At 44.6% G+C, this 16,256-nt stretch carries 15 protein-coding genes; 8 read left to right on the top strand and 7 right to left on the bottom strand.

The annotated features are described in order from the left end of the window. Positions 1-12: 12 nt before the first annotated feature. The 4 genes from rbsC to AACT19_RS19865 all read right to left on the bottom strand — a co-directional run bounded on the left by rbsC (position 13) and on the right by AACT19_RS19865 (position 3,646). A complete protein-coding gene (gene rbsC, locus AACT19_RS19880) occupies positions 13-999 on the bottom strand; it encodes a ribose ABC transporter permease (protein WP_004730344.1) in 987 nt (328 codons plus the stop codon). Beyond that, positions 996-2,501, bottom strand: coding sequence for a ribose ABC transporter ATP-binding protein RbsA (gene rbsA / locus AACT19_RS19875; protein WP_076648381.1), 1,506 nt, complete (start codon positions 2,499-2,501; stop codon positions 996-998). Before rbsA ends, rbsC begins: the two co-directional genes overlap by 4 nt. A gap of 89 nt (positions 2,502-2,590) precedes the next feature. Next, complete coding sequence (gene rbsD / locus AACT19_RS19870; RefSeq protein ID WP_076648401.1) at positions 2,591-3,010, bottom strand: D-ribose pyranase; 420 nt, start codon at positions 3,008-3,010, stop codon at positions 2,591-2,593. Between the two features lie 234 nt (positions 3,011-3,244). Further along, entirely contained in the window at positions 3,245-3,646 is a 402-nt protein-coding gene (locus AACT19_RS19865) for a winged helix-turn-helix domain-containing protein (protein ID WP_076648399.1), read from the bottom strand. A 389-nt stretch (positions 3,647-4,035) separates the two neighbouring features. Between AACT19_RS19865 and AACT19_RS19860 the strand changes: the two genes are divergently transcribed. Further along, positions 4,036-4,656 (top strand): porin family protein, encoded by a 621-nt coding sequence (locus AACT19_RS19860; protein WP_017092018.1) that lies wholly within the window; start codon positions 4,036-4,038, stop codon positions 4,654-4,656. Positions 4,657-4,837: 181 nt separating this feature from the next. Here the strand turns inward: AACT19_RS19860 and AACT19_RS19855 are convergent, their stop codons facing one another. Continuing rightward, positions 4,838-5,881, bottom strand: a complete 1,044-nt coding sequence (locus AACT19_RS19855) for an endonuclease/exonuclease/phosphatase family protein (RefSeq protein ID WP_076648379.1) — start codon at positions 5,879-5,881, stop codon at positions 4,838-4,840. A 191-nt stretch (positions 5,882-6,072) separates the two neighbouring features. Between AACT19_RS19855 and bla the strand changes: the two genes are divergently transcribed. From bla to AACT19_RS19825, 6 genes are all read left to right on the top strand, one after another. Then, positions 6,073-6,936, top strand: coding sequence for a class A beta-lactamase (gene bla, locus AACT19_RS19850; RefSeq protein WP_076648377.1), 864 nt, complete (start codon positions 6,073-6,075; stop codon positions 6,934-6,936). Between the two features lie 257 nt (positions 6,937-7,193). Further along, the gene (locus AACT19_RS19845; protein ID WP_076648375.1) at positions 7,194-9,089 is read left to right on the top strand and encodes an extracellular solute-binding protein; all 1,896 of its coding nucleotides are present in this window, start codon (positions 7,194-7,196) and stop codon (positions 9,087-9,089) included. A 12-nt stretch (positions 9,090-9,101) separates the two neighbouring features. Beyond that, positions 9,102-10,190 carry a microcin C ABC transporter permease YejB gene (locus AACT19_RS19840; protein WP_004730359.1) on the top strand — a complete coding sequence of 363 codons (1,089 nt, stop codon included), beginning with the start codon at positions 9,102-9,104 and terminating at the stop codon, positions 10,188-10,190. Between the two features lie 31 nt (positions 10,191-10,221). After that, positions 10,222-11,244: an ABC transporter permease gene (locus AACT19_RS19835; protein ID WP_004730360.1), complete on the top strand. Its 1,023-nt coding sequence runs from the start codon at positions 10,222-10,224 to the stop codon at positions 11,242-11,244. 9 nt (positions 11,245-11,253) lie between these two features. Then, entirely contained in the window at positions 11,254-12,906 is a 1,653-nt protein-coding gene (yejF, locus tag AACT19_RS19830) for a microcin C ABC transporter ATP-binding protein YejF (protein WP_076648373.1), read from the top strand. A gap of 117 nt (positions 12,907-13,023) precedes the next feature. Then, complete coding sequence (locus tag AACT19_RS19825) at positions 13,024-13,572, top strand: RNA-binding S4 domain-containing protein (protein WP_012600784.1); 549 nt, start codon at positions 13,024-13,026, stop codon at positions 13,570-13,572. Positions 13,573-13,689: 117 nt separating this feature from the next. Here AACT19_RS19825 and AACT19_RS19820 read toward each other — a convergent pair whose 3' ends face one another. Then, the gene (locus AACT19_RS19820; protein ID WP_076648372.1) at positions 13,690-14,565 is read right to left on the bottom strand and encodes a LysR family transcriptional regulator; all 876 of its coding nucleotides are present in this window, start codon (positions 14,563-14,565) and stop codon (positions 13,690-13,692) included. A 105-nt stretch (positions 14,566-14,670) separates the two neighbouring features. Here AACT19_RS19820 and AACT19_RS19815 point away from each other — a divergent pair, with 105 nt between their 5' ends. Continuing rightward, entirely contained in the window at positions 14,671-15,633 is a 963-nt protein-coding gene (locus AACT19_RS19815; protein ID WP_076648369.1) for a nitrilase family protein, read from the top strand. A gap of 165 nt (positions 15,634-15,798) precedes the next feature. Here the strand turns inward: AACT19_RS19815 and AACT19_RS19810 are convergent, their stop codons facing one another. Further along, positions 15,799-16,242 carry a F0F1 ATP synthase subunit epsilon gene (locus tag AACT19_RS19810; protein ID WP_076648367.1) on the bottom strand — a complete coding sequence of 148 codons (444 nt, stop codon included), beginning with the start codon at positions 16,240-16,242 and terminating at the stop codon, positions 15,799-15,801. Positions 16,243-16,256 lie beyond the last annotated feature (14 nt).

The following is a 16,256-nucleotide window of genomic DNA, read 5'->3' as shown; positions in this document are numbered from 1 at the left end:
TGTGAATAGGTTTTATTTGTTTTTGTTGTCGACTAATACCGCCAGAAGAATAACCACAGCTTTTGCAATCATCTGGTAGTAAGAAGATACGTCTAATAGGTTTAGGGCGTTGTTTAGGAAGCCGATAATCAGAGCACCAATCAATGTGCCCATGATGCGGCCACGACCGCCGGCTAAGCTTGTGCCACCAAGAACTACGGCTGCGATGGCGTCTAATTCATAACCCATACCTGCGGTAGGTTGAGCTGATGACAAACGAGATGCCACGATGATGCCTGCAACTGCTGCTAACAGACCACAGATTGCGTAAACGCCGATTTTTACTTTGTCTACGTCGATGCCTGATAGGCGAGTTGCTGATTCGTTGCCGCCCAGTGCGTAAACGTAGCGACCAAAGCGTGTGTGGTTAAGTAGGTACCATACTGCAGCGAATACCACGGCCATGATCCATACTGGAACTGGGATGCCCATTGCGTAGCCTGTACCGAACCAAGCAAACGCGTCTGCAGTGTCAGTAAAGCCAGTCGAGATAGGACGACCATCTGTGTAAACCATGGTTACGCCGCGCAATAGAGTCATTGTTACAAGCGTTGCGATGAAGGCTTGAACCTTACCCTTGGCGATAATCACGCCACTGATCGCACCCAATGCTGCGCCTGCTACTAGAGCGGTTGGCACTGCGATCATCACTGGGATTTCCATGCCAATCATGCTGGCTGCGAAAGCACCACAAAGTGCCAGTACAGAGCCGACACTCAAGTCGATACCCGCGGTTAAGATAACCAGTGTCATACCTACTGCGATAATGGCGTTAATCGAAGTTTGGCGTAGGATATTGAGGATGTTATCGACGGTGAAAAAGTTTGGGTTTAAGAATGAAACGACAACAATCAGGAAGATCAAAGCAATCAATGACTTTTGATCAATCAGCCACTCTTTGCTGATTAACGGTTTTTTCTTTGGAGCTTCAGTTGTTTTGCTCATGGTTTTAGTACTCATGCTGCGTCCTCGTTGATCTTTTTACCGACCGCACGCGCCAGTAATAATTCTTGGTTTGCTTCTTTAGCATCAAATTCACCGCTTACACGGCCTTCATGCATCACCATGATGCGGTCACTCATTCCTAACACTTCTGGCATTTCAGACGAGACCAAAATGATGCTCATGCCGTCGGCTTTAAATTTATTAATGAGTTGGTAAATCTCTTTCTTCGCACCGACATCGACACCACGAGTGGGTTCATCAAGAATCAGTACTTTTGGTTTGGTCATTAAGCCTTTAGCAATTGCGACTTTCTGTTGATTACCGCCAGAAAGGTTGCCAATGATTTGTTCGCGAGTCGGGGTTTTGATGTTGAAAAGCTTGATGAAGTCATCGACTGCAATCACTTCATCTTTATGTTGGATTTGACCTTTCTTAGTCAGCAGATCCAGTGCACATAACGACATGTTTTCTTTCACTGAAAGTCCTAGCACAAGGCCATCGCTTTTACGGTCTTCAGAGATGTAAGCAATGCCATTGGCCAAGCCGTCTTTCGGGCTTACAGGGTTGATGGTTTTGTTTTCTAGGTTGATGACGCCGCGCTCACTTGGAAGGGCACCGTAAATCACTTTCATCAGTTCAGTTCGGCCAGCACCCATAAGACCAGATACACCCAGGATTTCGCCGCGCTTCAGAGTAAAGCTCACGTCATGAACACCAGAACCCGTCAGGCCAATCACTTCAAGACAGGTTTCACCGTGGCTCTGGCCGATACGTGGATATTGCTCGTCCAACTTACGGCCAACCATCATTTCGATTAGGCCATCTTCGTCGGTGTCTTTAACTTCACACTGACCAATAAACTTACCGTCACGAAGTACCGTGATGTCGTCACAAATCTCAAAGATCTCTTTCAAACGGTGAGAGATGTAAACAATGCCGCAGCCTTCAGAACGTAGCTCGTTAATCACCTTAAATAGCGACTCAGTTTCGGTATCAGTGAGCGCATCGGTTGGTTCATCCATGATGATGACCTTAGATTCAAACGATAGGGCTTTTGCGATCTCTACCATTTGTTGCTCACCAAGGCTCAACTGACCTAAAGGTGTTTTTGAACTGTGTTTCACGTTAAGGCGTTTAAGTAGTTTGTCGGCTTCTTGGTACATCTCGTTCCACAAGATGCGACCCATGGTGCCCGTGATTTCACGACCTAAGAAGATGTTCTCGGCGATGGTTAACTCAGGAATTAGGTTCAGTTCTTGGTGAATGATACTAATGCCTGCTTGTTGAGAGTCACGCGGTCCTTTAAATGCAGCCGGTTTTCCTTGGTAAGCGATAGTGCCGCTGTCCAAGTGATAGATACCCGTAAGCACTTTCATAAGCGTGGATTTACCTGCACCGTTTTCACCCATTAACGCCATTACGCGTCCTGGGTAAACGTTGAGGCTTGCCTTATCCAGTGCTTTCACACCAGGGAAGGCTTTCTCAATTGAGCTAAGTTCTAAAATGGCTTGAGTCATGTCGGTTCCTTTACTCGGGGCCAGTTGTATTTGGTTGTGTCTATCTTTTTTCAGCAATGACGCTGGACTGTCGTTGCGTTTCGCATGAGCTAAAACGTTACGCCAGCTTGGAAAATAACATTTGCGTATGGTGTGCATTCACCAGTGCGAATCACCGCGCGGCTTTCATGCGTACGCTCTTTGAATTCTTCATGAGTGATGTAAGTAATCGAAAGCGGTTTGCCGCAACGCGCTTCTTCTGTCTTGACCAAATCAATCAGCGCAGCGTGATGGTCTGGGCTTACTTTCGCAAACTCTTCTGCGATTACAACGCCTTCAATTTGAGATTCATCCAGCATGGTTTTTACTGTCTGCTGAAAACTTGGAACACCGTGAGTCAAAGCAAGGTCTATGCGAGTCACATGATCCGGAATCGGCAACCCTGCATCACAAATCGTGATTTCATCTGTATGGCCAAGAGTCGCCACTAGGTAAGAGAGCTCAGAGTTTATTAGGGTACTTTTTTTCATATCACGACCTATCGAAAAATAACGTTTAATGGGTTGAGAACAACTCAAGAAAAAGCCATCGAAACGTTTCGATAGTGATAATAGTGTGTGATTTATCATTTGCACGTTTGATTGTTTTAGAGTGTGATAACGATCATCGAAACGTTTCGATGGGGCGTTTTTTGGTGATCGCAATCACTTTCATCGGCAATTAAGAAGGTAAGGCAACGTAACGTTAACTTAAGGCAAAGGGAGCTAAAGTTTATTCACCGGAACATTTTGAACAGATTCTATAGGGGAGGTTTTAAGGGGGGGGTCTATTGCTACATATCCAGCTTCATTTGTATTGGGTATGACGAACAACGTATAGCCATATCGAGGAATCGTAACAATTTTGATGTTAGATGCTCTCAAGCGAACAAAAACATTCCTTAAGCAATAAATGACATTGGTTAGTGCTTGTGTCGGCACCGTTTCGTTTCCCCAACATGCGTTCACGATGTCTTTTCTAGGGATGGGTTGTCCGGCGCTTTTCGACAGTAGACAAAGCACGGAAAACAAGTGGTGACGTAAATAGATCTTGTTCCCCTGTTTGTTAGTGATGTTTCGAGTATCTACATTAAGAGTTAGGTCGCCAAAGTGGATTTCGTTATTCATTGTTTTTCGATCTTTCTCATTCTTCATTGTGGAGGAGTGGGTTGGGATAGCAGATAAAGCGCGCGGATTATGCAAAATAACGTCACTGTTGAAAGTAAGCATGCGTAAGTCTGCACGAATAAAATCTAAAAATGGGATGGTTTGAAAATTGATGGGAGGTTTTTTTAAGAAATAGATAGATTTTATTTGTCGATTATTCATATGGTTATTTAGCTATAACTGATTGTGTTGTATGAGATTACAAAGTGATTATATTTTTATTTATTTTTTTGTTTTCTGTGAGATTAACCTGCTTGCTAATTCGACGGGGTGTCGGATAACTCTAACAAGATTGTGCAGCACAGGAAGGCGTAACAATCTTGATTTGCATTAAGTAAGGTCAAGCCGTAATGAACAAAAAATTTCTTCTAAGCATCGCAATGATGTCAGTATTTTCAGCAAACAACGTAATGGCAGCGGACAGCGGTTTCTACCTAGGCGGTGCAATCGGTACGTCTGGTGTGGATGACGGTGGCATGTTTGATTCTGTAAATGTACCCGTTAGCTTTGAAGCAGAAGACAACACATATCGTTTGATTGCAGGTTACAAATTTAATCGCATCGTTGCGATTGAAGCGCAATACACGGACTTTGGTGATGTTGTTGCTAAATCACCAGGTCGTAATGATGGTTTCACTTGGACACCTCAAATCTTTTCAGTAACGGCTAATCTTGGTTACACGTTTGATAATGGCGTTCGTCCATTTGGTACTATCGGTTTATCGACTATTGATCTAGACATGAAGCTTGCAGACGGCTCTCGCCCTTCAGAAAGTGGTTTTGATGATACGGGAGACGGCATCCGTATGGGTGTTGGTGTTGAATATACACCACCTACAATGTCTTCGTTGAGCTTTCGCCTAGCGTACGAAGCCGATGCTTTTGACATCGAAGATAACGACAACGGACACAAGACAGAAGAAACCGTTGTTCTGGACTCTTTTTACTTAGGCGCAATGTACACATTCTAAGTTTAACACCTTGCTAAACGGTAAATCGGTTCTAAATGGGGCGTCGGTTGGCTCAACCCGTTTGGCTAAAGTGGAAAGCCGCAGTTTTTGACTGCGGTTTTTTTCTGTCTGTTACAGCTTGCGTTTTTACATGTTCGGATTAGGTAAGACGCCTGTTTTAAAGCGAACCTGCATCGGGCAGTTAAGCTTCTCGAATATGAGCGGTTACAGCAACGATGGCATGGTCCGTACTGAATTGATCGTGTTCGAAGCTTGGATTGATGAGGTGATGATCGACCACTGTGTAATCAGACAATTCCATCAAACTTGAAGAGTTCTGACAATCGAATTCGTTCGACATCAAAATGTAATCCAGTACAGACCCAGAAGCTCCGTAATAATGGGTTGGTTTACGCTGTTCAAGCAAGTCTTGTTCATGCAATTGATGATAAATATCCCAGCTGTCTTTTAAGCGGAAGTGGGAAAGCCAATGCTTGCTGTTTTCGTCTCGGTTTATTGCGTAACTCAACAGCCCTTTAAACTCATCGTGGAATAATGGTTTATTAAAGTCACCCATCAACACAACAGGCTGATCGGTTTGGTAGCGATGATTGGTGATGTATTGATGCAGCATCTGAGCTTCAAGGCCACGTTGAACACTCGATAACCAAGAGCCAAGTTGTTCTTGGTGGAAGCGAGTGAGCGTGTCACTTTGTGGCTTTGCACCTTGCTGAGCGTTATCCGAATCGACAGATTCAGTTCTTGGCTCCGTCGGACGCTGTGATTTGAAATGCACAACATAACAGTCGGTTGAACCTAAATGAGGCAACGTAATCGTGGCATGAACAGGTGTTCGGTTGAATGAGAAGTTGTTACTAAGGTTGAACGCTTTCAGTAACTTCGAATCTGGCGTAACAGGCTGCACGTTTTCAATCGGGTAACGGGAAGCGATACCAACGACAGGTGAGGTATATAAGTAGTCATCCTCAACGTGTGCACTATCGACAACAGCAAAGTAAGGGTAGCCAAGTTCATTCATCAATTGCTCTAAAGACTGCGGGCTAAATATCTCTTGAAAGCCAATCACATCACAATCTAATGAACGAATCGTTTCAGCCATCCAGTGCTGTTTCTTCTGCCATTCATCGAAGCTGTAGATGTTCTCAAAATCATAGTAAGCATTCGGTGGTTCGAGGTAGTTCAAAAGATTGAACGTTGCGAATGTTATGTGGTTTGGTTTATTCAAGGTTGAATCCTATTGAAATCACTTCTTTAAGGATATCTAAAATACTGAGATATTGTTTGGGTTTAGTCAGTTATTTTCATTTGATCTAGCGAAGGTTGTCGCTTTCTGCTTGGATTTTCTCTGCTCGATGCTCTTTAGGTGTCGAGTTTAATTTTATCTACGATCAATCGATCGCTTTTTATGGTTTCACAATGAAAAAATATACCTCTCTCGCTCTTTTGCTGTTGAGCGCTTTCTTCTCTACATCGTCATTGAGTCATTCTTTGGATCCTGAGTCTATTGAGCAAATCGAGTCTCGTGTATCAGCGCGCATTGGTGTCGCAGTTTATGATTCCGCGACTGAGCAAACATGGAGTTATAAGGGCGATGAACGTTTTCCAATGATGAGCACCTTTAAAACTTTAGCGTGCGCGAATCTTCTTTATGACCATGAAAATGAAGGGTTATATTTAGAATCTAAGGTTGGGGTTAAATCTGATGAGCTTATTGCTTGGTCTCCGATGACTAAAGCGTTTGTCGGTAAAGAAATCTCACTCACAGGTGCATGTGCTGCAACCATGGAAATGAGCGACAACACGGCCGCTAATATAGTGTTAGCTGGTATTGATGGGCCTAACGGGTTAACAGAGTTTTTGCGTTCAATCGGAGACCGCGAAACGCGTCTTGACCATATCGAACCCGATTTGAATCATGCTCGTCCGGGCGATGAGCGTGACACCACGACACCAAACACTATGGTAAAAACGTTAAACGAATTGGTGTATGGCAACGTGCTATCAGAAGAATCTAAAGCTCAGCTAAAGACTTGGATGATGGATAATAAAGTCTCCGATGGGATGATCCGTTCGATTCTGCCGGATGGTTGGAATATTGCCGATAGGTCTGGAGCGGGCGCTTATGGCTCACGTGCTATCACGGCTATCGTGTGGAGTGAAACTCGCGCTCCGTTAATAATCAGTATCTCTCTTACAGAAACCGAGTTAACCATTCAAGAGCGTGACACTGTGATAAATGAAATTGGTCAACTCATCTTTGATGCGTATCGCGTACAGTAGTTAATACCACGTTCAATAGTTAATACCCACTTCACTATACTTCGCGCTAGTCACTGGTCCAGCTTCGGTGCTAGCGTGTTTTATTCTTTAGACTGAACCGAGTAATTTGTAAATAAACCGTCAGAGATGGAGTGCTGATGGTTTTATTAGTTATTACATGATGTTAGATTTGAACCTATACTTGATTTAACGGCATGCATTCAAAGCCGATTAATCAACTTGAATATCGAATTCATAACATTTGAAGGGAGAGTCAAATGGGAACAGTTTTTCGACGCAAAGCCTCGCAGCGCACTCAGTTTTTCAGGTCTAATTTAAATTCCTGTGCAGTCATGTTGCCGCTTATTGTTTTACACCCCTCCGTTACTTACGCTTCTGATACCCAATCCACTCCTGCTGTCACCGTTATTGAAACCACACAACTGGTTGGTTTTGGTGAAGCAAAATATCCAGCCGATTTTACTCACTTCGATTACGTTAACCCTGATGCGCCAAAGCAGGGCAAAGTGACCTATGGCAGCATAGGTACGTACGATAGCTTTAATCGATTCGGTTCCCGCGGCGTTGCTGCAAGTTACACCGGTGAGATTTACGATACCTTGATGTTTTCTCCGAGCGACGAGATTGATGCGTATTATCCATTGATCGCTTCAAAGGTTCGCTACGCCAGTGATTTCACTTGGATGGAAATCGACATCAACCCAAATGCTAAATTCCAAGATGGCGAGCCTATCACCGCGCATGATGTTGCCTTCACTTTTGACAAGTTTTCAAAAGAAGGTGTGCCTCAGTATCGTGTGTATTACAAAGAGATTAAGTCAGTAAAAGCGGTCTCTGATTTGGTTGTTCGTATTGAAATGAACAGTCCAAACCGCGAAAAACTGTTTAGCTTTGCGCAAAGCACTCGTGTATTGCCGGAACATTTCTGGAAAGACAGAAAACTGTCTGAGCCTCTAAGCGAGCCACCAGTCGGTAGTGGTCCCTATAAGATCATTAGCTATAAATCTGGGCAAAGTGTGACCTACGGCCTAGATGAAAACTACTGGGCAGCAGACCTATCAGTCAACGTTGGCCGTAATAACTTCAAGCAAGTGCAGTACGATTACTATCGCGATGACACGGTAATGCTGGAAGCGTTTAAAGCAGGGGAGTTCGATCTTCGAACTGAGAACTCGGCTAAGTTCTGGGCCAACTCTTACACTGGCGCAAACTTCGATAAAGGCTACATCATTAAAGAAGAGATCAATCATGAGAAGCCTGAAACGACTCAAGGTTTTGTCTTCAATATTCAATCTCCAGTGTTCTCTGATCCTAAAGTTCGTGAAGCGTTAACGTACGCGATGGACTTTGAGTGGATGAACAAGAACATGTTTTATGGTCAGTACAAACGGACTCGTAGTTACTTCCAAAACACTGACTATGAAGCGAAAGGCTTACCAAGCGAAGCTGAAGTTGAGTTGTTGTCTCAGTACAAAGATCAGATTCCACCGCGAGTGTTTACCGAAGAATTCCAACCTTCAGTAACCGATGGCAGCGGCCGTATTCGTAGCCAAATGCGTACCGCTTTCAAACTGCTGAAAGAAGCGGGTTGGGTATTGAAAGACAAAGTGATGACCAACGAAAAGACCGGCAAGCCGATGTCATTTGAGTTGCTGATTTACAGCCCAACTACCGAGCGTATCGCAACACCGGTTCAAAAAAACCTGAAACGCATGGGTATCGAGATGAAGATCCGTACCATCGATACCACTCAGTACATCAAGCGCTTGCGTGATCGTGATTTCGACATGGTGTCGTCTTCATTTTCCGCAAACCCTTATCCTAGCCCGAACTTAATGATTGTTTGGAACTCTAACTACATTGATTCTACTTACAATACTGCAGGTGTAATGGATCCGGTGGTTGACGCGTTAACAGAAGAAATTGCGCGTAACCAACAGCACCCTGAAAAGCTGCTTACGTTAGGTCGTTCGCTAGACCGTGTATTGCAGTGGAACTTCTACAATATCCCTCAATGGCACGTTGGTGAATATCGCGTTGCAATGTGGGACAAGTTTGAGCGTCCAGATGTATTGCCTAAATACGATTTAGGTATCGATACATGGTGGATTTCAGAAGAGAAGGCGGCTTTGCTTCCTGAAAAACGTCGCTAGGAGTTAGTTAGCATGGCCGCGTATATATTTCGGCGTTTACTGTTGGTGATCCCCACGCTGTGGGCGATCATCACCATCAACTTTTTCATCATCCAGATCGCTCCGGGTGGTCCGGTAGAGCAAGCCGTTGCTCAATTAGAAGGGCATAACTCTGGCATCATGGAGCGTTTTTCTGGTGGTGGACAAGAAGTTGATTTAAGCGAAAGTGACCAAGCGTCTGCCAGTGGCTATAAAGGCTCTCGCGGGCTTGATCCTGAAGTGGTTGAAGAGATCAAAAAGCAGTTTGGTTTTGATAAGCCGATTCATGTTCGCTACTTCGACATGTTGAAAAATTACGCGACCTTTAACTTCGGTGAAAGCCTGTTTAAAGGCGGCAACGTTATTGATTTGATCATCGAGCGACTGCCTGTTTCCATCTCCTTGGGGTTATGGAGTACCTTAATCATCTACGTGATCTCGATACCTTTAGGCATCATGAAGGCGATACATCACGGCTCTCGCTTTGATATTTGGTCGAGTGCGGTGGTGATTGTTGGCTATGCCGTTCCAGGTTTCTTGTTTGCGATTATCCTGATTATTTTGTTTGCGAGTGGTAACTACTTCAGTTGGTTCCCATTGCGTGGGTTAGTGTCGAGTAACTTCGACCAGCTCAATTGGTATCAGCAAATAGGCGACTATTTCTGGCACTTAGCTTTGCCTATTTTTGCGATGGTCATCGGTGGTTTCGCAACACTTAGCATGTTGACCAAAAACTCCTTCCTTGATGAAATCAATAAGCAATATGTAGTGACCGCGCGAGCGAAAGGTTTGGACGAGAGCAGTATTCTCTACAAGCATGTTTTCCGTAACGCGATGTTGATCATTATTGCCGGTTTCCCGAGCGCATTTATTAGTATTTTCTTCACGGGTTCTATGTTGATTGAAGTGATGTTTTCACTCGAAGGCATCGGCCTGCTCGGCTTTGAATCGACCATTCAACGAGATTACCCAGTGGTGTTCAGTTCTCTCTATATCATGACCTTGCTTGGTTTGGTGCTGAGTATTATCTCCGACCTGACGTATACCTGGGTTGATCCTCGAATTGATTTTGAAGCGCGTTAATGGCGAATGAATAAAAAGGTATTGATAATAAATGTTTAACAACCCTTTAGCTGAAGCTCGTTGGTTACGTTTTAAAGCAAACAAACGTGGTTTTATCTCCCTTTGGATATTTACCATCTTGTTTGGATTGAGCCTGTTCGCTGAGATCATCGCCAACGATAAGCCACTCTTGGTTTCTTATGATAATCAGTGGTTTGTACCTGTCATTAATGAGTATGCCGAGACCGAATTTGGCGGCGAGTTTGAAACCGAAGCGGATTACAAGGACCCGTATGTTATCGAACTAATAGAAGACAGCGGTTACATCGTGTGGCCAATCATTCCTTTTAGCTACGATACGATAAACTTCGATATTTCAGGCGCGGTGCCATCGGAACCAGATTCAGTGAATTGGTTAGGAACCGATGATAAAGGGCGAGATGTATTGGCCCGCATCATTTATGGGTTCCGTATCTCTGTTCTGTTTGGTTTCATTCTGACGATTGTATCGAGCGTGGTCGGTGTCGTAGTCGGGGCAACGCAAGGTTATTACGGTGGCTGGGTCGATTTGTTTGGGCAGCGCTTTATTGAAGTCTGGTCTGGTATGCCGACCCTGTTCTTGCTGATCATTCTATCGAGTTTTATTGAGCCGAACTTCTGGTGGCTGCTCGGAATAATGGTGCTCTTCAGTTGGATGAGTTTGGTGGGGATTGTTCGAGCTGAATTCCTACGCTGTCGAAACTTTGATTATGTAAGAGCCGCGCAAGCCATGGGTGTTGATGACAAACGCATTATGCTTCGTCACATGTTACCCAACGCGATGGTGGCGTCGTTAACCATGATGCCGTTTATCCTTTCAGGCTCGGTCACCACATTAACGTCGTTAGATTTCTTAGGCTTTGGTCTTCCTGCAGGTTCGCCTTCATTAGGTGAGCTATTGGCGCAAGGTAAAGCTAACTTGCAAGCGCCTTGGCTTGGTATCTCTGCTTTCGTCGTACTTTCTCTGATGTTGACGTTACTTGTCTTCGTTGGTGAAGCGGTGCGTGATGCTTTCGACCCACATCAACAGAAGTAAGGATAGGTTATGACTTCAAATACAGTTCCTACTTCAGGGTTAACAGCAGAGGCTGCTAATGAATCTCCAGTTCTGACCATTGATAAATTGTCGGTAGGGTTTGGGCGTAAAGACTCGATAGAACAAGTGACGCAAGATGTCTCTTTAGAAATATACAAAGGTGAGACATTAGCGCTGGTGGGCGAGAGTGGTTCAGGCAAATCGGTTACGGCTAATTCAGTACTGAAACTACTGCCTAAAGGCTCGTCACACTACTTGAATGGTAAGATCAATTTCTCTGGTACCGACATTCTGAATTGTTCTGAAAGGCAATTGCGAGGGATTCGTGGTGGCCGCATTGGTATGATCTTCCAAGAGCCTATGGTGTCGTTGAACCCACTTCATAGAGTCGGTAAGCAGCTGGTTGAAACTCTTTCTATTCACCGAGGAATGCGAACCAACAAAGCGCAAGCCTTGGCGATAGAGTGGCTTTCCAAGGTGGGTATTCGCTACCCAGAGCAAAAGATTTCAGCCTATCCGCACGAGCTATCAGGTGGAGAGCGTCAGCGTGTGATGATTGCGATGGCACTGATCAACGAACCAGAGCTGCTTATCGCTGACGAGCCGACGACTGCGTTGGATGTATCGGTACAAGCGCAGATTCTCGACCTGTTAAAAGATCTGCAACAAGAGCTGGGCATGGCGATGCTCTTTATCACCCATGACTTGAGTATTGTTCGTAAAATTGCTGACAGAGTAGCAGTAATGAAAGATGGTCGCTTGGTTGAAAGTAACGACTGCCAAACACTCTTTAATGCACCAGGTCACCCTTATACGCAAAAGCTTATCAACTCTGATCCGAAAGGCTTGCCCGTTTCAGTTTCTCCGGAAAGTGAACCTCTGCTCGATGTTAATCAACTTCGTGTTTGGTTCCCGATTACGGGCGGTTTATTCAAGCGAACCATTTCTCATGTAAAAGCCGTAACAGACATGGAGTTCACTTTGAAGAAAGGGCACTCAATCGGTTTAGTTGGCGAAAGTGGCTCAGGTAAATCGACAACCGGTATGGCGATACTCAAATTGGTGCAAAGTGAAGGTTCAATTACTTACGCAGACGAACAAATTCAAGGCTTAAACCGACAACAGATGCTACCGTTTCGAAGCCGCATGCAAGTGGTCTTTCAAGACCCATTTTCTGCGTTGAACCCTCGAATGTCAGTTGCTCAAGTGATTGGTGAGGGCTTGTTAGTGCATCAACAATTGGATGAGAATGAACTCGACCAACGCATTTGTGACGTCATGAAAGAGGTCGACCTAGACCCTGAAACTCGCCACCGTTATCCGAATGAGTTTTCTGGAGGCCAAAGGCAGCGTATTGCGATTGCTCGTGCTTTGATCCTTAAGCCAGAGTTTATCTTGCTTGATGAACCAACATCGTCACTCGACAGAACCGTCCAAGCGCAAGTCCTAGACTTACTTAAGTCACTTCAAGAAAAGTATGGCCTTACCTATTTGTTTATCAGTCATGATCTGAATGTCGTGAAATCCTTGTGTCATTACACCATTGTGATGAAAGCAGGCGAGGTAATAGAGAAGGGTGACACTGAGACTTTGTTTGGTAATCCCCAGCATGAATACACCAAGCAACTTGTGAGTCTTTCCAATGTTGGTGGTGTGTTATAACGAAGGTGTCAGCACTAAAACAAATAATGACCTGATCAATTCAACATGGTCATTTAGTTGTTTTAAGATTACACTGCGCCCAATATTTCAGAAGTACATATTTAGGTAGAGGTCACCATGGACCAAGAACATTACGAAGACGCTGATTACGAAGGCCAAGAGCTGGGCGAAGAAGGCGAAGAGATTGAAATTGAAGCAATTGGTATTGATGTTTCATCACAGCCAATCGAGCTCTACAAAGTGTTTAAAATTGCTAACCTAGTGAGTGGTGGCGGAGAAGCTAAACACATCATCTCTGAAGGCTACGTAGCGGTAAATGGTGAGCTAGAAACCCGTAAGCGTCGTAAAATGTACGATGGCGACTTCTTTGAATTCAACCAAGAATACTATGTAGTGGTGTGTGATCAGCCAGTACAAGAAGAATCAGAAAAGCCGAAAAAGAAAGAAGCGCCTAAAAAAGAGAACAAGGCGAAGAAAGGTCAGTCTAAAAAGGATTCTAAGAAGAAAGAATCTAAGAAAAGCAAAGCAGAAATGCTAAGCGCAACGGCTGAACCAAAGAAAGAGAAAAAAGAGAAGAAGAAAGAAAACAAACCGAAAAAGAAAGCGGATACGCCGAAGCCAACACGTGACGACAAAAGCGGCCGTAACTCGATTGAATTCTTCTAAAGTTATTACTTTGAAACGTAAGCACCGTTAGACCCAGGTTTTACGTTAAACAGATATCAAAAGGCTCACTATTTAGTGAGCCTTTTTTGTAGGTGTAAATTAGGTCCTGACCTAATTTTATTTTTGATGAGCCACAAACTCTACAAACCTATCCCTGAGTGGGTTTTCACTCTCTCCATTCCATATCAACCCGACAGGCCAAGTGCCGTATTCACCTTCTAACGCAATGAATTCTACATCGGTGTTACTAATGAACTGCGCACTGCTAGGCACAATAGTGAAACCGATATTGGCCGAAACTAACGCCAGCAGGGTAAGAATGTCGTCGGCTTCTTGTGTCTTTGATAAGTCGATTTTATTGGCAAGACAATATTGTTGAATCTGTCTGTCTAATCCGGGGCCACGCTGTTGGGCCAGCTTTAGATAAGGCCATTTCGATAACTCAGAGATTAAGTGATTTTTGCTTGGCGCTTGCTTGAGAAGATCTTTGTGTATCGCTATCACAAGGGAATCATTGAAAAGCGTTAGGCTATCTAAATCCGAAGTGTCGGGTATCCGATTGAAGCTGATATCGAGTTCGTGACTCAATAACTCATCCGCCTGCTGCTTAGAAGGGGTGTCATTCAAGGTGATGTGAACATTTGGCTGCTGTTGTTTATACGCAGCAATTAGTTTAGGCGCTTCATGATAAGTGGACACACCAAAGCCAATGTTCAAATGCCCCTGAGTCCCTTTTACTACCGAACCTGAAAGCTGCTCAAACGCCTGCATTGAATGAACCAAACGTTGGGCTTCCGGCAGCAACGTTTTTCCTGTGTGCGTCAGCTCTGCGCCATTTCTACCACGAGAAAACAGAGATGCCCCAATGTTGGATTCAAGTCTTTGAATCTTTTTAGTGAGTGCCGATTGAGTAATGTAGAGCTTCTCTGACGCCAAACGGTAATTGCCCGATTTAGCCAGCTGACAAAATGCCTTCAGTAGATCAAATTCCATTCAAAATGCTCATTGAATTGAGAATATTTTTCATTATATGGAATTGAATCGATTTTTTATACTAGGTTCATACCAATCAGATAAAGCGAAGCTTGAGGACGAATTATGAAGAAAGACATCAAAGTAGCGTCGGTTCAATTTAACCACCACGCAGGTGATAAGGCGTATAACTTATCGGTTATAGAGCAATATGTTCAAAAGGCTGCGGACAGTGGCGTGGAGATCGTCAGTTTCCCAGAGATGTGCATTACCGGTTATTGGCATGTGTCTGCTTTGTCTCGCGATGAAATTGAAGTGCTAGCGGAACCTGTACCGAGCGGTGAATCGACTCAAAAACTCATTTCACTGGCAACACAATTTGGAATCAGTGTTGGTGCAGGCTTGATCGAGCAGGGTACTGATGGCGAGCTATACAACACCTACGTGTTCGCCATGCCTAATGGCGAGGTGCAGAAACATCGAAAACTGCACACCTTTGTTAGTTCTCACATGAGCAGTGGAGACCAATACACGGTGTTCGATACGCCGCATGGCTGCAAAGTTGGTATCTTGATTTGTTGGGATAACAACTTGGTCGAAAATGTCAGGATCACTGCTTTGAAAGGGGCAGATATATTGATTGCGCCACACCAAACGGGCGGTTGTCATTCACGAAGCCAGAATGCGATGAAGCGTATTGACCCAGAGTTATGGTTTAACCGAGATGAAAACCCAGAAGCGATTCGTGCTGAAATGCAGGGCAAGAATGGCCGCGAGTGGTTAATGCGTTGGTTGCCTGCAAGAGCGCACGACAACGGTATGTTTGTGGTGTTTAGTAATGGTGTCGGCGTTGATATGGATGAAGTTAGAACCGGTAATGCGATGATCTTAAGCCCTTACGGTGAAATCATCACAGAGACCGATAGCGTTGATAACGATATGGTGATTGCGGAGCTAAAAGCGGAAGAGTTGGAGATGTGTACTGGCAGACGCTGGATTCGTGGTCGTAAGCCTGAGCTTTATCATTCACTCACACAGCCTCTTGGTCATGAACTGGGCCCGCACCAAGCGCGTTTTGCTGAGAAATAATGGTGTAAGCGTTGGTGAAAAAGGATGTATTAGGGACGGTTGAAAGGGAGGGGAAGTTGGAGGGGAGAGAAGGGTTCCTGATGTAGTCTACCCACTTAAATCATGTTTAAGTGGGTAGACTATTTACACATCAAGCACTAAGCATCAAACGTCTAAGTTCTATTCTCAGTGGCGAGTGCGAGAAGACGTCAGTTCTGATGCGCGAAGTTGAGCAACGGCTTTTGCGAGTTCAAGTTGAGCTTGTGCAAAATTGATGTCTACATTGCCCTTATTGATATTTTCTAGAGCTGCATATTTCGCTTCTTCTGCGCGAGCGCGGTCAATATCTTGGCCGTGCAAGGCAGTATCGGCTAACACCGTTACCACATCCGGCTGAACTTCCAGCATCCCACCAGAGACATAGAGCACTTGCCCCTCTGATTTAGGGTCTGTGACAAACACTGTGACGCCCGGCTTGATCTTACTGAGAAGCGGGGAGTGACCGGGGCGGATCCCCAGCTCACCGTCAGCGCCAGAAACGGCTAGGGCATACGCTGGACCTGAAAACAGCGTACCTTCCGCACTTACAATATTAAGTTGAAATGTATTATCTGTAATTCCGATAGACATGGTGCACCTGCCTC

The organism is Vibrio sp. 10N.222.47.A9, assembly GCF_963872585.1.
In the GTDB taxonomy this organism is placed as follows: Bacteria; Pseudomonadota; Gammaproteobacteria; order Enterobacterales; family Vibrionaceae; genus Vibrio; species Vibrio splendidus.
The sequence above is the reverse complement of the archived record's forward strand: the minus strand, read 5'-3'. Positions and strand labels throughout refer to the sequence as shown.